We start from the raw sequence: 20,475 nt of genomic DNA, 5'->3' as shown, positions 1-20,475 counted from the left end.
AAATGACATCTGAAAAGACGTTTCTGAATGGGTGATTTCGGCTAATAGTATAGTATCACGCACCTATAGGGGGAACTATCCATGAGAATCGTCGGAATCTACCATTCAGTACCAGAAGTCGTCAGTGCTGTTCATGATTTACGTGTCGCAGGTGTTGTATCAACGGATTTAAAAGTCATTGCCCATGATCGATATGATTTGGAACAAATCGAGGAATTGGCAGATTTGAATAATCATCAAACATCAACACGTCTGTCGCAAGAAGAACACATGAATCTGTGGCAGGAGATCAAAGGGATCTTTAAAAAAGACAGTGCCGGTTCTTCACACAGTGATGTTCTCGAAGCAAGCGGCTTGACGAAAGATGATGTCAACCGTGCCAACAAAGCAGCGGAAGAGGGACAATTCGTCTTACTCGTCGGCGACGAAGCGGATCAACATTCTGAACGTAAAGCCCACGATGAATCAGATAATACCAACGTCTTTAGCGGTCCTAACACACTCAATGAGCGGAACGACCGGTTACTGTAACAGTAAAAAACAGCCAACTCCCTCGGGAATTGGCTGTTCTTTTGCTTACAGACCGATATAGTCGCGTAAGTATCCTTCAAGTTCATCCGCCGCTTCATCCTCTAAATCAAAGGCATGAGCGATATAGCCGGGTTCATCAAAGTCATCCGTACCGATGATGGCAAACCGGTTCGATAAGAGATTCAACACTAAAATCTTTCCGAAAAAATGTTCGGAATGGGTGATCGCTAAATCAAACCGGCTCGTCTCTCCGATCCAGCAAACGAATCGGGTTTTCGTCTGTTCGACGTCATCATATAAAAAATCACGTTCTTGCATCATCTGTCAGTTCCCTCATTTCCTTCATCTCTGCTTAGATTAAAGGGTTTGGGGAACCTTTTGCAAGTACGGTTTACGTGAAAGGCTGTGTTCTGCGATGACTTTCCGGATTGTCCGTGTTTTTGAGCGCATGACGAGTGATGTCGTCTCAACGATATCATCGGTCAAGAAACGGACTCCGTCGAGCATTTCGCCGGTTGTGACGCCGGTTGCAGCAAAGATGCAGTCGTCACTTTTAATCAGGTCATCGAGTGTCAACAATTGCAGCGGATCGGCAAGACCCATCCGGATGACACGTGCCGTTTCTTCCTCATTCATCGGGTGCAGACGGGCCTGCATGTCGCCCCCCATCGCCTTGACGGCCGCTGCCGTGATGACGCCTTCCGGTGCCCCACCGGTTCCGATGAAGATATCGATTCCTGTCGATGGCGAAAGCGGAGCGATTCCTGCTGACACATCGCCGTCTTCAAACAGACGGACACGGGCACCGACACGCATCGCGGCTTCCCGGAAGTGGTCATGGCGTGGACGGTCCTGCATGATGACGGTGACGTCTTCAATCCGTTTATGATTCAATTCCGCTGCTTTTTGAATGATGAATTCAAGCGGATCGTCAAGTGAGACATGGCCTTTTAAGTTCGGTCCGACGGTCAGTTTATCCATATACATATCCGGTGCGTGTAACAAGGCACCTTGATCGGCGACCGCGATGACGACCATCGCATTACCGAGACCTTTGGCAACGATGTTCGTCCCTTCGAGTGGATCGACTGCGATATCGACGATTGGTCCGTTTGACGTCCCGACTTTTTCGCCGATGAATAACATCGGTGCTTCGTCGAGTTCTCCTTCACCGATGACGACCGTTCCTGCCATGTTGACTGTGTTTAAGACTTCGCGCATGGCCGTTGTTGCCGCATCATCGGCTTCGTTCTTTTTCCCCCGGCCAATCCATTTGGCGGATGCCAGTGCAGCTGCTTCTGTTGCTCGGACGATTTCTAGTGCTAATTCGCGTTCCATCTATGAATAACCTCCAAGTCACTTAATGTGACATACTATTTTCGTAAAAATCTAAATTGAGGATAACACATTGGACAATGTGATGCAAACAGCCTTTCTGCTTTTCATGTTTCGCCGATAGAGCTAAAATGAAGGATGTGAGGGGGAATGTAAGGTGTATTTTGTAAATCGTGAAAAGATTGAACAAACCGTTGTTTGTTTTGAAACGGCATTGCGTCAAAGCAAAGAGTTAACGGGGGATGCTTTGACAGTTTCACTTGCGTGGGAACGGATCGGGTTTTTAGTGATTGAAAGTATCATCGATATCGGGAACAGTATGATTGATGGTTTCATCATGCGTGATCCGGGAAGTTATGAAGATATCGTCATGATTTTAGAAGATGAACGGGTCATCGATGCGTCACTTGCGACGAGCTTAAAACGGATCGTTGCATTGCGGACACGAATCGTCCGTGAATTTACGACATCGAGTACGGCAGAGATCCGGACTGTTCTTTTTGAGGAAGAAACGCAATTGCGTCGTTTTCCGGACGCCGTCCGACATTATTTAGAGACAGAACTCGGACCCGTCTCTGCATTTTTACCAAATGAGGAGTGAGCCAGGATGAAAGCACAAGGATATTTATTTGATTTAGACGGTACGATGTATAACGGGACAGAACCGGTCAAAGAAGCAGTCGATTTCGTGAACCGGTTGCAGGAAGAAGGCGTACCGTATCTGTTCGTCACGAACAATGCTTCGATGACGGCAGAAGCGGTCGCGGAAAAATTACGCGGCATGGGTGTCCACTCGAACGCGGAACACGTCTTAACAAGTGCGATGGCGACAGGTCGCTACATCGCAGAACTCGATCCGGGTGCGAAGGTCTATGCAATCGGAGAAGGCGGGCTGATTGATGCTCTTGAGCGTCAAGGCTTACAGGTCGTCGCAGACCAGCATGCCGACTATGTCGTCATCGGTCTTGACCGTCAGATTACGTATGAGAAGTTAGCGGTCGGAGCCCTCGCGATTCGGAGCGGAGCCCGTTTTATCTCGACGAACGGAGATATCGCGATTCCGACAGAACGCGGATTCTTACCGGGGAACGGCGCATTAACATCCGTTTTACGCGTGACGACAGAAAAAGAACCGTTTTATATCGGGAAACCGGAACCGGTCATGGTCAATATCGCAGCAGAAATGATTGGACTTGCGAAAGAAGACCTCATCATGGTCGGGGACAACTACCATACGGACATCTTGTTCGGCATCAATGGTGGCATCCGGACGATGCATGTCAATTCCGGCGTCCATACACCGGTCTTCATTCAAGGACAAGACGCGCAACCGACCTATATGGTCGATACGCTGGCGGAATGGATTCTCTAAACAAAAAAATCCCCATTGACGGATGTCAGTGGGGATTTTACTGATTAGAAAACTTGTTCGACTTCAACGACGCCGGCTACTTCTTCAAGCAGGGCACGTTCGATACCAGCCTTCAGTGTGATTGTTGAACTTGGGCAGCTGCCGCAAGCACCCATCAAACGGAGTTTGACGATACCATCTTCTACATCTACGAGTTCAACGTCTCCTCCGTCACGAAGAAGGAACGGACGCAATTTTTCGAGTACTTCGTTTACTTGATCAAACATTTCCATGCGTAAACACATCCTTTCTTATAGAATCATTGTAACAGGGTTGAAAAATGTTCTCAATCTGGAAAACTTGTATACTGAAAAAGAAGTGTAGAAAGAAAAGGGGGATATGGGATGGAAATCAAGGTATACGGGGCTGCGAAGACTTGTCCGAGCTGTGTCGGAGCACCGAGTTCCGAAGAGACGTACAGCTGGCTGCAAGCCGTTCTCGGACGAAAATACGGGACGACATTAACATTTGAATACGTCGATTTTGAAGATGAACCGTTTGAAGATGAGTGGGTGACAGCCTTAAAGGACGATGTCTATTTTTATCCGCTCGTCCTGCTCGATGGTGAAATGGTTGATGAAGGATACGTTCAACTGAAGAAAATCACCCAAGCGATTGATCAAAGAATCGAAAAAACGGCGCCGAAATGACCGGCGCCGTTTTTCTTATTTAATCTTTTTGTGTTTCCAAAGGACACCGGACTTCAGAAGACGCGGAACTTTTCCTGTCAAGGCTTGTTTCCCCATGACGATTCCGAAACCATCTGATTTTCCGAGTGACCCGAGCATCCCACGTAACTTGATCTCCGGCAGTTTCGGTAACTTCTTTCCAGCCCATTTCGCCTGCAGGACATCGACGACTTGATCGGCTTGATGTTCGGCGAGCTGACCGCTTGGTGCGTACGGCAGGCTGGCGCAATCCCCGATGACAAACACATTTTCATGTTCCGGCACATGGTGGTGTTCCGTCAGCTTGATCCGTCCGCCGCTGTCGGCTTCAAAACCGAGATCACGGACGACTTTGACCGGTTGTGTCCCGGCCGTCCAAATCGTCAAATTCGATGGATAGGCATCATCACCGTTTTGAACATCATCTGCCGTGACGAATGTGACGTTGGAGTTATTGATGACCTCGACATCATGCTCCTCGAACCACTCCTGGACGTAGGTCGAGACCTTATCCGAAAGGAACGACAAGACAGACGGTCCGCGGTCAAATAAGCGGATTTTTAAATCTTTCCGGCTTTCGTGCAGTTCACTGGCAAGTTCGACTCCGGATAGACCGGCTCCGACGATTGAGACAACCGCACCGGGAGAAAGTCCGCAAATCGCTTGTTGTGTTTTGCGCGACTCTTCAAGTGTCTGGATGCTGTACGTAAACTCTTGTGCGCCCGGTATGTTATGGTATTTATCTTCACACCCTAACGCGATGACTAAATCATCATAAAAAAGTTCCGTACCGTCTTGCAGATGGACGGAGTTCGTCTCGGGTGAAATCTTGACGACATGTCCATACTTATATGAGAGATGTTCTCCTTCCGGAAACGCAATCCGGACATCCCGGTCCGATAATGTTCCGGCAGCAAGTGCATAGTATTCTGTTTTTAACGCGTGATATGGTAAACGATCGACGAGCGTCACAGCCACGTCCTCATCCTTGAATCGTTCACAGATCCGCATACCGCCATATCCGCCACCTAAAACAACCAGTTGCTTCATAACTTAAAATCCCCCTTAGTTCCCCTAAATCAGTCTGACCTTGTATAATACGACATGAGGAAAGATAATTCCTGCCTGAAGGAGGAAAAAAAGTGAATCCGATTATTGAATTTTGTATCAGTAACTTAGCGACAGGGACCCAGGTTGTCATGCAACAACTCGAACGGGACCCGAATGTCGATGTTGTCGAATATGGTTGTCTTGGTTATTGCGGCATCTGCTCCCTCGATCATTTCTGTCTGGTTGACGGGGAAACCGTTGTCGGCGAGACGCCGGAAGAACTGCTTGAAAAGATTTATCAGAAAATCGAAGAGAATGAACTTTAAAAAAATCCCCGTGTCTCAGATGAGACCGGGGATTCGTGTCTGTCAGCGGGCGCAGCTTCGGACTTAGACAGTTTGTTGACGGCGCGTCATCCATGGCTTCAGTTTCAGGAACAGCGGAATGAAGAGTGCTGAGATGAACATCGCCTTGATGATGTTAAACGGCAGAATACCAGCCGTGATCGTCGTCCACTTGACGGCAGGGTCAAGCATGTAGTCCATACCGAAGAACCAAGCGTACGCTGGAAGAATCAAGATATAGTTGAGGATTGCAAGACCGAGTGCCATCGTGATTGTACCAGCGACAAGACCGGTTGCAAGACCTTTTGTAGATTTCTTTTTATGGTAGAACCAACTGACCGGAAGAATGAAAGCAACGCCAGCTGCGAAGTTGGCAAGTTCACCGACCGGAACACCACTTCCGCGGAAGATGTAGTACAGGACGTTTTTGAGTGCTTCGACGATGACGCCGGCTACCGGTGAGAACATGATGGCAGCAATCAAAGCAGGAACGTCACTGAAGTCGATCTTCAAGTAGTTCGGTAAAAAAGGAAGCGGGAAATTCAGTAGCATAAGAACAAACGAAATTGAACCTAACATGGATAATGTGACCATTTTTTGTGTGCGTTTCATACGAGTATAATCTCCTTTTGCTCGTTCCTCTCGATGAAGTATTGGCATGTCTGCGTCCAAAATAAACCCCCATCGAAGTGTTCGATAGGGGAGAAGTCCGCAGTAAACTAAGCCTGACCGATTTTTGCAAAAACCGGTTCAAGAAAGAAACATGCCGCCATCTTCTCCCATCCAGACTATACTGTCGGCTCCTGAGTCACACAGAATCAGCAAATAGCGCCCTATTCGCTCGCGGGCTTCAGACGAATCGCCTGTTTACCGCCGGTCGGGAATTTCACCCTGCCCTGAAGATGGAACGATTTAATTTTTTTTGATACAACTCCTTTATACAACGAATTCAAGATTGTTTCAAGCAACTAGGTTTCGATTCCCCTTAAAATTGCGTATACTAATAAAAAAGGGAAGGTGATGACATGATTCATTTAACAGAAGCGGCCGCACTCCAAGTCAAAGAGATGATGTTGCAGGCGCCGGACGATGAACAAAATCTGCGCATGCTCGTTCAAGGTGGCGGATGCAGTGGTCTCTCCTACGGCATGGGCTTTGACAGTGAAAAAGAAACGGACTTAACTTTTGAGCAACACGGGGTTAAAGTCATCGTTGATCAAAAAGATTATCCGGTCGTCAAGGGACTGGAAGTAGACTATAAACAATCGATGCTCGGCGGCGGATTCACGATTACGAATCCGAATGCGATCGCGACATGCGGTTGCGGGACGTCGTTCCGGACGGCTACAAATGCCGGGACACCCGGTGGTTGCTAATCAAAAAACTTTTATCGCAGACGATGCCGTCTGCGTTTTTTTTGTTTTCAGCGCAAAGCGACAGGACTTTTTAAGGCACGTGGAGAAGAATTAACAAGAACGTTAGCACGCTATGACGAGGGAGGACTATCGATGCGAAAGGTACTGATTTTCGGTGGAACACGCTACTTTGGTCGACGGTTGGCATTACGGCTCACGGAATCGGGGGATGATGTTACGATTGTCACGCGTGGGGAACATACGCCGCCTGTCGCGAAGGGCTTGACATTTTTTAAAGGGGACCGGACATCAAGCAGTACAATGAAGGATCTTGGAAGTCAAAACTGGGATATCATCTATGACAATATCTGCTTTAATCCGTATCAGGCGAAGCTTGCTGTTGATGCATTCGAGGGGAAAGTCGGTCGTTACATTCTGACGTCGACGATGTCGGTCTATGAGCAGGGCGGGACAAATGTTTCCGAACGGTCCTATAATCCGTTTCCCGGGAAATACGACCTCGAAAAAGAACATGATTACGGCGAAGGAAAGCGTCAGGCGGAAAGTTATTTCTTCCAACGGGCGACTTTCCCCGTCATTGCCGTCCGTTTCCCGGTTGTCCTCGGACCGGATGATTACACGGAACGGCTTGTCTTTCATGTCAAACGCGCTTTGGCCGATCAGCCGATCGTTGCTGAAAACTTGTATGCGAAGGTGGGGTACATCTCAAGTTATGAAGCGGCAGCTTTCCTTGAATGGTGCGGCCGTTCGACAATGACCGGACCGATAAATGCCGCGAGTGACGGCGTGTTGTCGATTCAAGATTTGATGGATAAAATTGATCACGTGGCAGGAACGACATCGCGTTTTGAGACGACAGGCGAAGAGCCGTCACCGCTTGCACCGGCACATGACTTCTATATGGACACGACAGCAGCCAAGAAGGCCGGTTATATCTTCCAACATGTCGACGACTGGCTCGATCGACTGATTGAAGAGGAGGTCCGTAACCACAAATGATGAAATTAATGAAACCAACGGTCGCATGGGAAAAAGAATACCGTGCCTTTTTAGAAGACTGGCGAAAATCGGGAGAAACAATCGTACCGGAAGTTGTCGGAGATACGTATGAACCGCTCGCAGCCTATTTCTCTGAACAAGAAGCGGAGGAATCGAAAGTGAGCCCGGGACGTGTTACGCATTCAACGTACTGGATGGTCGACGGACAACGGATTGTCGGTGCGTTGAACTTCCGACATGACTTGACGGAGAATTTGAAGTTGTACGGCGGGCATATCGGATACGGCATCCGACCGTCCGAGCGCAAGAAAGGATATGCGACGACAGGGCTTCGGCTCGCACTCGAGGAAGCACGACAGCAGGGACTCGATCAAGTATTGCTGACGTGTGGTGTCGACAATGTCGCATCGTGCCGTGTCATCGTAGCGAACGGTGGTCAGGAAATCGACCCGACTGTTCGCAATGGACGAAAGACACGTCGCTTCATCATTCCGTTATGAGGATGCCTGTTTTGATTCGTGCAGCGGTGCTTGAAGACGCTGCTGCGATTGCCCGGATTCATGTCGTATCCTGGCGGGAAACGTACCGGATGATCATGCCGGATCCGTATCTCGATCAGTTATCTGCGGAGAAGCGGGAACCGGGTTGGCGGAAAAGCCTTGCCGAAGGTCCGGTTTTCGTCGCGCTTGATCAGACAAACGAAATCGTCGGTTTTGCGAACGGTGGATCAAACAGGGAAAATGATGCGACGGAAGGAGAACTGTACGCGCTCTATCTTTTGAAAAGCCATCAGGGGCAAGGAACCGGTAAACGGTTGTTTGATCACGTGTTGGAAGATCTCGGACGGAAAGGCTTCCCGTCCTGTATTGTAAGTGTGCTGGCAGATAACCCGTCCCGTCACTTTTACGAACGTTTCGGCGGACGACTCGTTTCCGAACAATCAATCGCGCGGGGCGGGAAACAACTGGTCGAGTATACGTATCGGATTCTATTTGAATCATCATCCGACAGTTGAGTCAAAAAAAAACAGCGTCCCTTCGATCCTGAAATCGAGGTGGCGCTGTTGTTGGTTATACCTTAATGATTTTTAACTTTTTCAAACAGACTTGTCGAGTGCTGCGGATGACGTGCCGATGGATCGACAAGCAACTTCGCTTGGTTGACGGCAATCGGCGCTTCACCGAAACCGGTCGCGATCAATTTGACACGACCGTCATAGGTCGCGATATCGCCGCAGGCGAAAACACCGGGAATCGCTGTTTCCATCTTCGAGTTGACACGGATCGAGTTCCGTTCGAATTCGACTTCCCACTCCTTGAGCGGACCGAGTGATGAGACGAAACCGAAGTTGCAGACGACATCATCGGCACCGACGACGATGACTTCATCCGTCTCGGCGTGTTTGAATGTCAACGTTTCGATGCTGTCTTCACCGGTAACCGATTCGAGTGTATACGGTGTCATGACATTGACGGACGAGTTATGCAACAATTCGACCGTATGTTCATGGGCACGGAACTTATCACGTCGGTGGACGAGGGTAACTGATTTTGCAATCGGCTCAAGCATCAGTGACCAGTCGACGGCAGAATCGCCGCCGCCGAGCAAGACGACTTGACGGTCCTTAAAGCGGTCCATCTCGTTGACGAAATAGTGTAAGTTGCTTTCTTCGAACCGTTCGGCATCGGCGACACCGAGCGGGCGGGCAGCAAACGAACCGTTTCCGGCTGTCAGAATGACGGTTCTCGTATAGTGTTCACCTTTGTTCGTGACGAGACGGATCAGTCCGTCATCAAGTCGTTCATAAGCAAGGACGGTTTCGCCGAGAACGTAAGTCGGATCGAATTCATTTGCTTGTTCAAGCAGGCGGTCGACTAAGTCCTGAGCTTTGACTTTCGGGAAGCCGGCAATATCGTATATATATTTTTCAGGATAGAGCGTCGCAAGTTGTCCGCCGAGTTGCGGCAGACTTTCGATGACTTTCGTCTTCATTTGACGCATGCCTGAGTAAAACGCGGTGAACAGTCCGACCGGACCGCCGCCGATAATCGTTACATCATATGGTTGGTGCATCTGAGTCCCTCCTAAAGTTGGATACCTCTATTATATAGGAAGAGGGGTTCCATGTTGCAAGTACGGGACATCTCACATTTTTTTGGGTTTGCATAATTTCCCTTTGCAATCTATGATAGAAAATGGTTCAATAAACGTATAGACGTGTGAACATTATTTGAACAAAGTTTTTGAGCATTTATCTGCAATTGAATGTGAAGAAAATCACAACAAAACTATTATGCGTAAGGGGTATTAGAACATGAACACACCAAATATTGTTATTCTCGGAGCCGGCTACGGTGGATTGATCACAGCAGTCAACCTTCAGAAAAAACTTGGCGTCGACCAAGCGAACATTACATTAATCAACAAACACGATTATCATTACCAAACAACGTGGTTACACGAACCAGCAGCAGGTACGATGTCTGCTGAACAAGCACGTATCTATATCAATGATGTCATCAATCCTTCACGCGTTAAGCTTGTTAAAGGAATCGTCGAAAAAGTCGATACAGCAAACAATACAGTGAAGCTTGTGGATGGCGGGACAGTCCCTTACGATTATGTCGTCGTGGCACTCGGTGGAGTTCCTGAAACATTCGGCATCAAAGGGTTGAAAGAGAATGCTCTAACAATCAGTTCATTGAACAGTGTCCGGAAAATCAAAGAACACATCGACTACTCATTCGCAGAGTACAAAACGACGGGTTCAACAAACCGTTCACTCTTGACGATCGTCGTCGGTGGTGCCGGGTTTACAGGAATCGAGTTCATGGGTGAGCTCGTCAACCGGATCCCTGAACTGTGCAAACAGTATGACATCCCACGCGAACTTGTTCGTGTCGTCAATATCGAAGCGGCTCCAACAGTCCTTCCTGGATTTGATGCCGATCTCGTTAACTACGCACACAAATGGCTTGAGCGCCAAGGCATCGAGTTTAAACTCGGTAACGGCATCAAGGAATGTGGACCGGGTAGCGTGACATTCGGACCACTTCAAGGTGATACGACAGAAACAATCGAAGCGAACACAATCATCTGGACAGGTGGCGTCAGCGGAAACCCTGTTGTTGCAGCATCTGGTTTCGAAGCGATGCGTAACCGTGTAGTCGTTGCAGAAGATCTCCGTGTTCCTGGACATGAAAATGTCTTCATGATTGGTGACTGTTCAGCTGTTATGGATCCGGCTTCAAACCGTCCGTACCCGCCGACAGCACAAATCGCGACACAACAGGCACACAAAGTGGCTGAAAACATTGCAGCACTCATCGGTGGACGTCAAACATCGACATTCACATATGAAAACAAAGGAACTGTCGCTTCACTTGGTCATAAAGATGGAATCGGAATGGTCTTCGGTAAGAAGATTTACGGCCGTAATGCATCATTCATGAAAAAAGTCATCGACAACAAACATTTCCTTGAGCTTAAAAAGATTGGTCTTGCCATCAAAAAAGGTAAATTCTAAGTTCACGTTTTAGGCAAATGTACACTCGTGCATTTGCCTTTTTTGTCGGTTATACTAAAAGAGATTTAAAGGGGGAACATTATGCATATCATTCAAGCCGTGATCGGGAGCGTTCTTTATCTCGTCATGTTCTTTAGTATCGGTTTTATCTTAAACATGTTATTACGCAGTACGTGGATCATGCTTGTCCTGTATCCGATCATCATCATCATGATGATTGATAACCAGTCGACACTGGATTATTTCACGAGTGCGCGTGAAGCGATTCCGAAACTCGGGGAACGTATCATGGGTCTGCAGACGGCAGACATCACGATGTTCGTAGCCGGTCTTGCCGGAATCATCATCGCCGGGATGTCGATTCGCTTCCTGCGTAAGAGCGGTTACCAAATGTTTTAAAGTCTACTTGAGTGAGTAGGCTTTTTTAGTATGTGAAAACACGTTATAATGAAAACAGTGTCTTTTAAAAAATGTGTAAGAGCAGATAGGGTTGAGAGCGAATGGATAAACAAATGTACCACGTTATCAAAGTCTTGAATAATAATGTCGTCATTTGTTCGACTGGTGCCAACCAGGAAGTCATTATCCTCGCAAAAGGGATTGGCTTCGGTCGGAAGCCAGGCGATCAACTAACGGATCTTGATAAATTAGAAAAAGTGTATACGTTAAAGGATAAAGACGAACAGGCGCAGTATAAAGCACTTGTCGGACATTTGGATGAAAACTTCATCGCCTTGATGAATGAAATCGTTTCAATGATTGAAACGCGATTCGGAAAACGGGTGGATGAACATATTCACATCGGTTTGACGGATCACTTGACGTTTACATTCAAGCGACTTGAACAAGGGATGGAAGTGACGAATCCGTTTCTTGCTGAAACCGAAGCCTTGTATCCGGAAGAGTATGCTTTAGCTGAAGAAATCGTTGAATTCATCAGCGCCGAGATGAATTTTTATTTACCGCCGGCTGAAACCGGATTTATTGCCCTTCATATTCATTCGGCGACGAACTTCAAAGATGTACTCGAAGTCAACCGGCACCATCAATTGGTTGGATTAATTGCGAGTCATATCGAACAACGGTTACAGATTAAAATCGACCGGAAATCACTGGATTACAAGCGTTTAATCCGGCACTTACGATCGGCGATTGAAAGGGTTTCCAATGGGGAGTACCTAGAGGCGCCAGAAAAAGTAGAAAAGCTATTGCGCGAAGAATATCCGCTGTGCTATGATACTGCTTGGGAGCTGATGTCCATCATGGAACGTCAGTTGAAGAAAGCGGTACCGCGCGGCGAAGCGACGTATCTTACGATGCATCTGCAACGCTTAGTGCAGTACGATTTAGGTAAATGACCGCACGGACTACGTGTTACTGATACGATCAGGCATGAGTGGGATGTCGGGCAAGATGATTTATTTCCGTTTCTATTTTTACGGGATAAGTGTATTTTGTCTACAATCCGCTTGTGCCTGATTTTTTTCTGTAAAAATCGGTCAGATGTCTGACTTTTTTCGACCTGTCATTGGTATTATTCCTTATTCTTAGCTCGTACATCAAAAGGAGGAAACACACATGTTCAAACAGATTTTTGCTGTTCTTCAACGTGTCGGTAAAGCGTTGATGCTTCCTGTTGCGATTTTGCCTGCTGCCGGGATCTTACTTGGATTCGGTAACGCGATGCAAAATCCGAACTTGACGTCAAAACTCGAGTTCTTAAAAAATGATGCAATCATCAAGGTTGCAAAATTGATGGAAGCAGCCGGGGATATCATCTTCGGTAACTTAGCACTCTTATTCGCGGTCGGTGTCGCGATCGGATTAGCAGGAGACGGCGCTGCCGGACTTGCTGCCATCGTCGGATTCCTGATCATGAACAAAACAATGAGCGTTTGGCTCGGCGTTACACCAGAAATGGTTGCTAACGGACAAGGATACGCAAACGTACTCGGTATCCCGACACTTCAAACAGGTGTTTTCGGTGGTATCATCATCGGTTTAATCGCAGCCTGGGCATACGGGAAGTATCATAATCTCGAATTGCCGCAATTCCTCGGATTTTTCGCAGGAAAACGTTTTGTTCCAATCGTTACAGCAGTTGTTTCATTATTTGCAGGTCTTGTACTTGTTTTCGTTTGGCCGTTCGCTCAAGACGGGTTGAACACATTCTCCCACTTCATGATGGAGAAAAACCCAACACTTGCAGCATTCGTCTTTGGTCTCATTGAACGTTCATTGATTCCATTTGGTCTTCACCACATCTTCTACGCACCATTCTGGTTCGAGTTCGGTTCATACACGAACAAAGCCGGTACAGTTGTTCACGGTGACCAAGCGATCTTCTTCGCTCAGTTAAAAGATAACGTTGCCTTGACAGCTGGTACATTCATGACTGGTAAATTCCCGTTCATGATGTTCGGTCTTCCGGCAGCAGCACTTGCTATGTACCATGAAGCACGCCCAGAGCGTCGCGCAATCGTTGGTGGTCTTCTTGGATCAGCAGCACTTACAGCATTCTTGACAGGTATCACAGAGCCAATCGAATTCGCATTCTTATTCGTTGCTCCAATCTTGTTCGCAGTTCACGCAGTCTTCGCAGGTCTTTCGTTCATGACAATGCAACTCTTGAACGTTAAAATCGGTATGACATTCTCAGGTGGATTGATTGACTTCCTTCTCTTCGGTGTCCTTCCAGGACGCACGCAGTGGTGGCTCGTCATCGTCGTCGGTCTTGTTCTTGCAGTTGTTTACTACGTCGGATTCCGTTTCGCAATCCGCAAGTTCAACTTGAAAACACCGGGTCGTGAAGACGAAGTTCAAGAGACATCAATGGCACAAGGTTCTGAACTCGCAGCAGGTATTCTTGATGCACTTGGTTCTGAATCAAACATTAAACACCTGGACGCATGTATCACACGTCTTCGTGTTGAAGTCCTTGATAAATCAAAAGTTGACAAAAATGAATTGAAAAAATTAGGTGCTGCAGGAGTTCTTGAAGTTGGTAACAACGTTCAAGCGATCTACGGACCGAAATCAGATAACATTAAATCTGAAATTCAAGCTGTCATCGCATCACGTAAACAAGAAAAATCAGTCTAATGAGTAAAAGAGCTTTCCCGATTTGGGAAGGCTCTTTTTTTGTGGAAAGAAACCTGAAGGAAATAGTTTTGTGGAAGAAACATTAAGGGTATGAAGTAAGTAGTTTGGTCAAAAAAAGGAGGGAAATCACTGATGTGGAAAAACGTGTTCGGTGTATTGCAACGGATCGGTAAAGCGCTGATGTTACCGGTCGCAATCCTACCGGCAGCGGGGCTGCTCCTGGCGTTTGGTACGGCGTTTCAAAACCCGAACCTGACGCAGTATCTTCCGTTTCTCGAAAATGATGCACTAGTGGTCATTTGGCGGGTCATGCAAGATGCAGGGGACATCATCTTTGCCAATTTAGGATTACTGTTTGCCGTCGGGGTTGCGATTGGCCTTGCGAATGGTGAAGGGGTCGCCGGGTTAGCTGCGATTGTCGGATTTTTGATCATGAACAAAGTTATCAGCTCATTTTTACAGATTACACCTGAAAAGATTACAGAAGCACAAAAGTCGAGTGATTTATCGTATGCCACCGTGTTAGGGATACCGACCCTGCAAATGGGGGTATTCGGAGGGATCATCGCCGGATTGATTGCGGCGTACAGCTATAATAAATTCTTTAAGATTAAACTTCCGGATTTCCTTGGATTCTTTGCCGGTAAACGATTTGTACCAATTGCTACAGCGCTATTCAGTTTAGTCGCTGGTTTTGCACTGTCTTATATTTGGCCACCAATCGGGACAGGAATCAACACGTTCTCGAAAACCATCATCGAATCAAACGAAACGTTATCTGCCTTCATTTTTGGATTAGTCGAACGTTCCCTCATTCCGTTTGGTCTCCACCATATTTGGTATTCAAGTTTCTGGTTCCAGTTCGGTGAATACACCGATAAAGCCGGTAATCTCGTCAACGGGGATCAGCGGATCTTCTTCGCCCAGTTAAAAGATGGTGTTCCATTTACAGCCGGAACGTATATGACGGGAAAATATCCGTTCATGATGTTTGGACTTCCTGCTGCCTGTCTTGCGATGTATCATACGGTTGCGAAAGATCGCCGAAAAGCAGTTGAAGGGTTATATTTCTCGGCTGCCCTGACTTCTTTCCTGACAGGGATCACTGAACCTGTTGAGTTTTCGTTCGTATTCGTTGCACCGTTATTGTTTGCAGTCCATGCTTTGTTTGCCGGATTGTCGTTCATGATCATGGACATCTTAAACGTCAAGATCGGGATGACCTTCTCCGGAGGATTGATTGACTATACGTTGTTCGGTATTTTACCAAACCGGACTTCCTGGTGGCTCGTCATTCCGGTAGGTCTCGTCTTCGCGGTCATTTATTACTTTGGTTTCCGTTTCGTCATCAAGAAATTTGATTTGAAGATTCCTGGACGCGAAGCGATTCAGGAAGGTGCAGCAACAGCCGGTGCGACAGCCGGTGAATTGCCGTATGAAATTCTCCAAGCCTTTGGTGGACCCGCGAATATCAAACACTTGGACGCTTGTATCACACGACTCCGGATTACCGTCAATGATAAATCAGGGGTCAACAAAGAGCGCTTGAAACAACTCGGTGCTGCCGGTGTCCTCGAAGTAGGGGATAACGTCCAGGCAATCTTTGGTCCGAAGTCGGATGGCATCAAGACCGAAATGGCAGAAATTATGAACGACCCGAACTATCAACCGCCGGCTAAGCCGGAAGCTGATCCGATTCCACAAGTGCCAACAGGAGCGGAAGCGCGGACGGATGACCGCTCTGACTTAGCCGGTAAAGATGGAGCCTATGTACCGGTTGAAGGATATGTTTCGCCACTGAGCGGTGTGATTCGTTCACTTGATGACGTACCGGATCAGGTTTTCTCTGGACGGATGATGGGTGACGGTTATGCGATTGAGCCGACAGAAGGATATGTCGTTTCTCCTGTATCCGGTGAAATCACGACGTTCTTCCCGACGAAACACGCGATTGGCATCCTTGCTGATAATGGAGACGAAATTTTAATTCATATCGGAATCGATACCGTCTCGCTTGAAGGGAAAGGATTCGAAGCACTCGCCAAAGCCGGCGATCGGGTCGAACCGGGATCACCATTATTAAATGTTGATCTAGAACAAATCCGGCCACTTGTTCCATCGTTACTCACGCCAATCATCGTCACGAACAGCGGCGACCGGAAAGTCTCGGTCGATGTTGGAAAAACAGTCGAAGCCGGTGAAAAGATTTCGTATGACATTAAATAATGAGCGGTACGATGAACACGATTCCGTTTTTGGAATCGTGTTTTTTTATATGCAGCGAACATTTAACAGTGAGATTTTGCACATACGATGATACAATGAATAAGCTATTATGAAGATTAGCTATTTTTTTGAAAAGAAAGAGGTGAGTCGATGGCTACGACTTCGACAAAAACACGCTATGTGGTGTTAGGGTTATTGATCGGGATTTTGGTAGCGGCAATGGATAATACCATCGTTGCAACAGCAATGCCGACAATCGTCAGTGAATTAAACGGCTTTGATCAATATGCATGGGTCACATCGGCCTACATGATTGCGACTGTGGCCGGGATGCCGATTTTTGGTAAATTGAGTGACATGTATGGTCGGAAACGATTCTTCTTATTTGGAATGTTACTGTTTATCGCAGGAAGTATTCTTTGCGGAATGGCCGACTCGATCGTGGAACTATCCGTATATCGTGCCGTTCAAGGTCTTGGCGGCGGTGCTTTAATGCCAATCGCCTTTACGATTATTTTTGATATTTTTCCACCGGAAAAACGGGGGAAAGTCAGCGGATTGTTTGGGGCCGTCTTCGGAATTTCAAGTATCTTTGGTCCGTTGCTTGGTGCCGTCTTAACGGATGCCATCAATTGGCGCTGGGTCTTCTATATCAATATTCCATTAGGGATTTTGGCGTTAACACTCGTTTCACTGTTTTACAAGGAGTCACCGGTTCACCGGACACAAAAAATCGATTATGCCGGAGCGGTGACGTTGGTTGCCGGACTTGTCCTATTCCTGCTGGCACTTGAAATGGGCGGAAAAGATTATGCGTGGAACTCACCGCAAATCCTCGGTTTGTTTGGAGCAGCACTTGTTGCCTTCATCGTCTTTGGCTTCATCGAACGCCGGGCAGCTGATCCGGTCATCACGTTCAGCTTATTTAGACGGCAATTGTTTGCGGCGACACAAGGCGTAGCCTTCTTCTATGGCTTTGTCTTTATCTCCGCCAGTGTCTTTATTCCGATTTTTGTCCAAGGTGTATTTGGTGGTAGCGCGACCAATTCGGGTCTGATCTTGATGCCGATGTTGATTGCATCCGTCGTTTCGGCCCAACTCGGTGGACGTCTACCGAATAAATACGGATTCCGGAATGTCATGCTCGTTTCAGCTGTTTTCTTCTTATTAGGCGTTTATCTCTTGAGTACGATGTCGCTTGAAACATCAAGAACAGCCATCACGATCTATATGATCATTTTAGGGTTTGGTGTCGGATTCAGTTTCTCGTTACTCAACCTGGCGAGTATCAACGGAATTGAGATGCAACGGCGCGGTGCTGCCACATCGATGGGATCGACGTTCCGGACCATCGGAATGACGCTCGGGGTAACAGTTCTTGGTATTGTCCAGTCGCGGACATTCTCATCGACGATCAGTGAACAGTTGCCAAATGGCAATGCACCGGATGGCGGACAATTCCCGACGGCTTCGGCCCTTGCGAAGATGCCGCCGGAAGTAGCGAATGCCATCAAGTCATCACTTGTCGAATCGATTTCATCCGTCTACCTGTGGGCTTTGATTCCAGCAGTACTCGGTGTTATCTTTGTGTTCCTGATGGGGAATGAACGTCCGACGTTAAAAGAAGGACAAGGCGAACGACCAAAAGCAAAACAAGCATAATGTGTAGTTAAAGCGATTTAGATAAACATTAACAGACGAGAGGAAAGTGGATGTCAAAATCCGCTTTCCTTTTTTGTTGTTCGAAATCATTCAATGCACGAGACTCCTGCAGGAAAAAGCGCAAGTGCAAACTGCGCTGTCAGAGACAAACAAGACCCGCTTTTCTGCCCACACGGGGCAGGAAAACTGGCTTGTGTCTCGTCTGAGAAAAGCGAGTACAAAGAGGAATGATTTCGACGTAGGATAATCCGATTTCCCGCACAAAGTAAAGGAAAAGGGGATACTTTGTTAACGAGACAAAAAAACACGCCCCGAGACGGGACGTGTCTGAAAAACCTTATTTTTTGATATCGAATGTTGTGCTGAGGAAGTTAACGACATCTTCCGCTGTATCCATATCGAGTACTTGTTCAACGACTGCTTCACATTCTGCTTTGTTCAAGCGCGTCATTAAGCTGCGTGCACGAAGGACGGAAGAAGCTGACATTGAGAATTCGTCGAGTCCGAGTCCGAGAAGGATTGGAAGCGCGAGTTCTTCTCCAGCCATCTCACCACACATGCCGACCCATTTGCCTGCTTTGTGTGCTTCTGTGATGACGTTGTTTAAGAGGTTCAAGATGGCCGGGTTGAACGGTTGGTAGAGATATGAAACTTTCTCATTCATCCGGTCAGCTGCCATCGTGTATTGAATCAAGTCGTTTGTTCCGACTGAGAAGAAGTCGACTTCTTTCGCGAATTGTTTCGCCATGACAGCTGTTGATGGAATCTCGACCATCATACCAACTTCGATGTCTTCAGAAACCGTCACGCCTTCTGCTTGAAGGTTTGCTTTTTCTTCCAAGAGAAGCGCTTTTGCTGCACGGAATTCTTCGAGTGTCGCGATCATCGGGAACATGACAGCAAGTTTTCCGTACGCGCTTGCCCGGAGAAGGGCACGGAGCTGTGTCCGGAAGAGATCTGTTTGGTCCAGACAAAGACGGATTGCACGGTAGCCGAGGAACGGGTTCATCTCATGCGGGAGATCGAGGTAAGACAACTCTTTGTCGCCGCCGATATCGAGTGTCCGGATGACAACTTTTTTATCGCCCATCGATTCGAGAACCGTTTTGTAAGCCGTGAATTGCTCGTCTTCCGTCGGGAACGTTTCAGCGTCCATGTAAAGGAACTCTGTCCGGTATAATCCGACTGCTTCCGCACCATTCTCGAGAACGCCTTTTACATCGTTTGGTGTTCCGATGTTCGCTGCGAGCTCGACGTGATGACCGTCTGCTGTAACTGTTTTTTCGTTTTTTAGTTTTTTCCACTCTTCTTTTTGAGCGATATACGCTGAACGTTTTTCTTCATACTCTGCGATTTGTTCGCTTGAAGGGTTGACGATGACGTCACCCTCTGTACCGTCAAGAATCAAGAAATCACCGTGTTTGACTTCCGTCAAGACGACTTTTGTTCCGACGACAGCCGGAATTTCAAGAGAACGGGACATGATCGCCGAGTGCGAAGTCCGTCCACCGATGTTCGTAGCAAATCCTTTTGCATACTTCCGGTTGAGTTGTGCTGTATCTGAAGGTGTTAAATCTTCTGCAATGATGATGACTTCTTCATTGATTTGAGCCGGTGTAACGAATGTGATACCGAGCAAGTGGGCCATCGTCCGTTTTGTAACGTCACGGACATCGGCTGCACGCTCACGCATGTATTCGTTATCCATGGATTCAAAAATCATGACCATCATCTGTGACACTTCATCGAGTGCTTGGGCTGCATTGGTCTTCTCATCGTCAATTTTTGCGTTGACTTGGCTGACGATTTCCGGGTCTTCCAAGATCAAGAGGTGAGCTGAGAAGATTTCCGCTTTGTCTGCACCGAGTTCTTTTAATGTGTTTTCACGGATGATTTCAAGTTCACCCTTCGACTTAACGATGGCGGCTTGGAAACGTTCCTTTTCTGCTGCCGAGTCCTCGATTTTATTCGTTGGAATGTCAAAGACAGGTGTTTCCATTACGAATGCCTTTGCAATCGCAATCCCTGCAGAAGCGCCAATTCCTTTGATGTGCTGTGCCATGTGCATTACCCTCTTTTCAGTAAGTTTTTTCGCCGCAGCGACGTCATTTCTTTGCTATCTATAGATACCCATAAACGCATCTCTCTTAACGGGTCGCTTGCGGACTCTCCCTTTGAATGAAAACGTAGACATTTCTGTCGTTGCCAAATGACCGTTAAAATAGAAGTGCCTGTCCTTTTCACC

General features: G+C 47.3%; 21 protein-coding genes, 1 pseudogene and 1 riboswitch. Of the genes and pseudogenes, 15 read left to right on the top strand and 7 right to left on the bottom strand.

Annotated features, from left to right (window positions below; all coding sequences use genetic code 11):
• Window positions 1-81: 81 nt before the first annotated feature.
• On the top strand, window positions 82-531 hold the full coding sequence (locus AC3IRK_RS12150; RefSeq protein ID WP_131502150.1) for a general stress protein: 450 nt from the start codon (window positions 82-84) through the stop codon (window positions 529-531).
• Between the two features lie 45 nt (window positions 532-576).
• On the opposite strand, the gene AC3IRK_RS12145 is transcribed toward AC3IRK_RS12150, so the two are convergent.
• Window positions 577-852, bottom strand: a complete 276-nt coding sequence (locus tag AC3IRK_RS12145) for a DUF3055 domain-containing protein (RefSeq protein WP_131502149.1) — start codon at window positions 850-852, stop codon at window positions 577-579.
• 36 nt (window positions 853-888) lie between these two features.
• Window positions 889-1,869 (bottom strand): class II fructose-bisphosphatase, encoded by a 981-nt coding sequence (gene glpX / locus AC3IRK_RS12140; protein WP_188004629.1) that lies wholly within the window; start codon window positions 1,867-1,869, stop codon window positions 889-891.
• A 154-nt stretch (window positions 1,870-2,023) separates the two neighbouring features.
• On the opposite strand from glpX, the gene AC3IRK_RS12135 reads away from it, so the two are divergent.
• Both AC3IRK_RS12135 and AC3IRK_RS12130 read left to right on the top strand, forming a co-directional pair.
• Window positions 2,024-2,467 carry a DUF86 domain-containing protein gene (locus tag AC3IRK_RS12135; protein WP_131972352.1) on the top strand — a complete coding sequence of 148 codons (444 nt, stop codon included), beginning with the start codon at window positions 2,024-2,026 and terminating at the stop codon, window positions 2,465-2,467.
• A gap of 6 nt (window positions 2,468-2,473) precedes the next feature.
• Complete coding sequence (locus tag AC3IRK_RS12130) at window positions 2,474-3,238, top strand: TIGR01457 family HAD-type hydrolase (RefSeq protein ID WP_131502146.1); 765 nt, start codon at window positions 2,474-2,476, stop codon at window positions 3,236-3,238.
• Between the two features lie 44 nt (window positions 3,239-3,282).
• Here the strand turns inward: AC3IRK_RS12130 and AC3IRK_RS12125 are convergent, their stop codons facing one another.
• On the bottom strand, window positions 3,283-3,510 hold the full coding sequence (locus AC3IRK_RS12125; RefSeq protein WP_012371190.1) for a NifU family protein: 228 nt from the start codon (window positions 3,508-3,510) through the stop codon (window positions 3,283-3,285).
• 111 nt (window positions 3,511-3,621) lie between these two features.
• Between AC3IRK_RS12125 and AC3IRK_RS12120 the strand changes: the two genes are divergently transcribed.
• On the top strand, window positions 3,622-3,927 hold the full coding sequence (locus tag AC3IRK_RS12120; RefSeq protein WP_131502145.1) for a DUF1462 family protein: 306 nt from the start codon (window positions 3,622-3,624) through the stop codon (window positions 3,925-3,927).
• Window positions 3,928-3,942: 15 nt separating this feature from the next.
• On the opposite strand, the gene AC3IRK_RS12115 is transcribed toward AC3IRK_RS12120, so the two are convergent.
• On the bottom strand, window positions 3,943-4,995 hold the full coding sequence (locus AC3IRK_RS12115) for an NAD(P)/FAD-dependent oxidoreductase (RefSeq protein ID WP_489170006.1): 1,053 nt from the start codon (window positions 4,993-4,995) through the stop codon (window positions 3,943-3,945).
• A 92-nt stretch (window positions 4,996-5,087) separates the two neighbouring features.
• On the opposite strand from AC3IRK_RS12115, the gene AC3IRK_RS12110 reads away from it, so the two are divergent.
• Window positions 5,088-5,321 carry a YuzB family protein gene (locus AC3IRK_RS12110; protein ID WP_012371187.1) on the top strand — a complete coding sequence of 78 codons (234 nt, stop codon included), beginning with the start codon at window positions 5,088-5,090 and terminating at the stop codon, window positions 5,319-5,321.
• 63 nt (window positions 5,322-5,384) lie between these two features.
• Here the strand turns inward: AC3IRK_RS12110 and AC3IRK_RS12105 are convergent, their stop codons facing one another.
• Window positions 5,385-5,951, bottom strand: a complete 567-nt coding sequence (locus AC3IRK_RS12105) for an ECF transporter S component (RefSeq protein WP_131502143.1) — start codon at window positions 5,949-5,951, stop codon at window positions 5,385-5,387.
• Window positions 5,952-6,106: 155 nt separating this feature from the next.
• Window positions 6,107-6,247, bottom strand: a riboswitch (FMN riboswitch).
• A 117-nt stretch (window positions 6,248-6,364) separates the two neighbouring features.
• Between AC3IRK_RS12105 and AC3IRK_RS12100 the strand changes: the two genes are divergently transcribed.
• The 4 genes from AC3IRK_RS12100 to AC3IRK_RS12085 all read left to right on the top strand — a co-directional run bounded on the left by AC3IRK_RS12100 (window position 6,365) and on the right by AC3IRK_RS12085 (window position 8,729).
• Complete coding sequence (locus AC3IRK_RS12100) at window positions 6,365-6,715, top strand: HesB/IscA family protein (protein WP_012371185.1); 351 nt, start codon at window positions 6,365-6,367, stop codon at window positions 6,713-6,715.
• 132 nt (window positions 6,716-6,847) lie between these two features.
• Window positions 6,848-7,714 (top strand): NAD-dependent epimerase/dehydratase family protein, encoded by an 867-nt coding sequence (locus AC3IRK_RS12095; protein WP_489170005.1) that lies wholly within the window; start codon window positions 6,848-6,850, stop codon window positions 7,712-7,714.
• Window positions 7,711-8,214: a GNAT family N-acetyltransferase gene (locus tag AC3IRK_RS12090; RefSeq protein ID WP_489170004.1), complete on the top strand. Its 504-nt coding sequence runs from the start codon at window positions 7,711-7,713 to the stop codon at window positions 8,212-8,214. Before AC3IRK_RS12095 ends, AC3IRK_RS12090 begins: the two co-directional genes overlap by 4 nt.
• An 11-nt stretch (window positions 8,215-8,225) precedes the next feature.
• The gene (locus AC3IRK_RS12085) at window positions 8,226-8,729 is read left to right on the top strand and encodes a GNAT family N-acetyltransferase (RefSeq protein WP_207904750.1); all 504 of its coding nucleotides are present in this window, start codon (window positions 8,226-8,228) and stop codon (window positions 8,727-8,729) included.
• 62 nt (window positions 8,730-8,791) lie between these two features.
• Here the strand turns inward: AC3IRK_RS12085 and AC3IRK_RS12080 are convergent, their stop codons facing one another.
• Complete coding sequence (locus AC3IRK_RS12080; protein WP_131972356.1) at window positions 8,792-9,787, bottom strand: NAD(P)/FAD-dependent oxidoreductase; 996 nt, start codon at window positions 9,785-9,787, stop codon at window positions 8,792-8,794.
• Window positions 9,788-10,028: 241 nt separating this feature from the next.
• Here AC3IRK_RS12080 and AC3IRK_RS12075 point away from each other — a divergent pair, with 241 nt between their 5' ends.
• From AC3IRK_RS12075 to AC3IRK_RS12050, 6 genes and pseudogenes are all read left to right on the top strand, one after another.
• Window positions 10,029-11,240, top strand: a complete 1,212-nt coding sequence (locus AC3IRK_RS12075) for an NAD(P)/FAD-dependent oxidoreductase (RefSeq protein WP_131502138.1) — start codon at window positions 10,029-10,031, stop codon at window positions 11,238-11,240.
• Window positions 11,241-11,321: 81 nt separating this feature from the next.
• Window positions 11,322-11,639: a YuiB family protein gene (locus AC3IRK_RS12070; RefSeq protein ID WP_131502137.1), complete on the top strand. Its 318-nt coding sequence runs from the start codon at window positions 11,322-11,324 to the stop codon at window positions 11,637-11,639.
• A 101-nt stretch (window positions 11,640-11,740) separates the two neighbouring features.
• On the top strand, window positions 11,741-12,598 hold the full coding sequence (gene glcT / locus AC3IRK_RS12065; protein WP_012371178.1) for a glucose PTS transporter transcription antiterminator GlcT: 858 nt from the start codon (window positions 11,741-11,743) through the stop codon (window positions 12,596-12,598).
• A gap of 220 nt (window positions 12,599-12,818) precedes the next feature.
• Window positions 12,819-14,321, top strand: a pseudogene (gene ptsG, locus AC3IRK_RS12060) (glucose-specific PTS transporter subunit IIBC); the annotation flags it as partial.
• Between the two features lie 153 nt (window positions 14,322-14,474).
• Window positions 14,475-16,568 carry a glucose-specific PTS transporter subunit IIBC gene (gene ptsG, locus AC3IRK_RS12055; protein ID WP_426353947.1) on the top strand — a complete coding sequence of 698 codons (2,094 nt, stop codon included), beginning with the start codon at window positions 14,475-14,477 and terminating at the stop codon, window positions 16,566-16,568.
• A 150-nt stretch (window positions 16,569-16,718) separates the two neighbouring features.
• Window positions 16,719-18,230 carry an MDR family MFS transporter gene (locus AC3IRK_RS12050; RefSeq protein WP_489170003.1) on the top strand — a complete coding sequence of 504 codons (1,512 nt, stop codon included), beginning with the start codon at window positions 16,719-16,721 and terminating at the stop codon, window positions 18,228-18,230.
• A gap of 337 nt (window positions 18,231-18,567) precedes the next feature.
• Here AC3IRK_RS12050 and ptsP read toward each other — a convergent pair whose 3' ends face one another.
• Complete coding sequence (gene ptsP / locus AC3IRK_RS12045; protein WP_188004624.1) at window positions 18,568-20,292, bottom strand: phosphoenolpyruvate--protein phosphotransferase; 1,725 nt, start codon at window positions 20,290-20,292, stop codon at window positions 18,568-18,570.
• Between the last annotated feature and the right edge of the window lie 183 nt (window positions 20,293-20,475).

Source organism: Exiguobacterium sp. GL_137 (assembly GCF_057834585.1).
The sequence above is the reverse complement of the archived record's forward strand: the minus strand, read 5'-3'. Positions and strand labels throughout refer to the sequence as shown.

Coding starts and splice junctions, on each gene's coding strand:
- AC3IRK_RS12150 (WP_131502150.1), top strand. CDS start 82: ATGAGAATCGTCGGAATCTACCATTCAGTACCAGAAGTCGTCAGTGCT.
- AC3IRK_RS12145 (WP_131502149.1), bottom strand. CDS start 852: ATGATGCAAGAACGTGATTTTTTATATGATGACGTCGAACAGACGAAA.
- glpX (WP_188004629.1), bottom strand. CDS start 1,869: ATGGAACGCGAATTAGCACTAGAAATCGTCCGAGCAACAGAAGCAGCT.
- AC3IRK_RS12130 (WP_131502146.1), top strand. CDS start 2,474: ATGAAAGCACAAGGATATTTATTTGATTTAGACGGTACGATGTATAAC.
- AC3IRK_RS12125 (WP_012371190.1), bottom strand. CDS start 3,510: ATGGAAATGTTTGATCAAGTAAACGAAGTACTCGAAAAATTGCGTCCG.
- AC3IRK_RS12120 (WP_131502145.1), top strand. CDS start 3,622: ATGGAAATCAAGGTATACGGGGCTGCGAAGACTTGTCCGAGCTGTGTC.
- AC3IRK_RS12115 (WP_489170006.1), bottom strand. CDS start 4,995: ATGAAGCAACTGGTTGTTTTAGGTGGCGGATATGGCGGTATGCGGATC.
- AC3IRK_RS12105 (WP_131502143.1), bottom strand. CDS start 5,951: ATGAAACGCACACAAAAAATGGTCACATTATCCATGTTAGGTTCAATT.
- AC3IRK_RS12100 (WP_012371185.1), top strand. CDS start 6,365: ATGATTCATTTAACAGAAGCGGCCGCACTCCAAGTCAAAGAGATGATG.
- AC3IRK_RS12095 (WP_489170005.1), top strand. CDS start 6,848: ATGCGAAAGGTACTGATTTTCGGTGGAACACGCTACTTTGGTCGACGG.
- AC3IRK_RS12090 (WP_489170004.1), top strand. CDS start 7,711: ATGATGAAATTAATGAAACCAACGGTCGCATGGGAAAAAGAATACCGT.
- AC3IRK_RS12080 (WP_131972356.1), bottom strand. CDS start 9,787: ATGCACCAACCATATGATGTAACGATTATCGGCGGCGGTCCGGTCGGA.
- AC3IRK_RS12075 (WP_131502138.1), top strand. CDS start 10,029: ATGAACACACCAAATATTGTTATTCTCGGAGCCGGCTACGGTGGATTG.
- AC3IRK_RS12070 (WP_131502137.1), top strand. CDS start 11,322: ATGCATATCATTCAAGCCGTGATCGGGAGCGTTCTTTATCTCGTCATG.
- glcT (WP_012371178.1), top strand. CDS start 11,741: ATGGATAAACAAATGTACCACGTTATCAAAGTCTTGAATAATAATGTC.
- ptsG (WP_426353947.1), top strand. CDS start 14,475: ATGTGGAAAAACGTGTTCGGTGTATTGCAACGGATCGGTAAAGCGCTG.
- AC3IRK_RS12050 (WP_489170003.1), top strand. CDS start 16,719: ATGGCTACGACTTCGACAAAAACACGCTATGTGGTGTTAGGGTTATTG.
- ptsP (WP_188004624.1), bottom strand. CDS start 20,292: ATGGCACAGCACATCAAAGGAATTGGCGCTTCTGCAGGGATTGCGATT.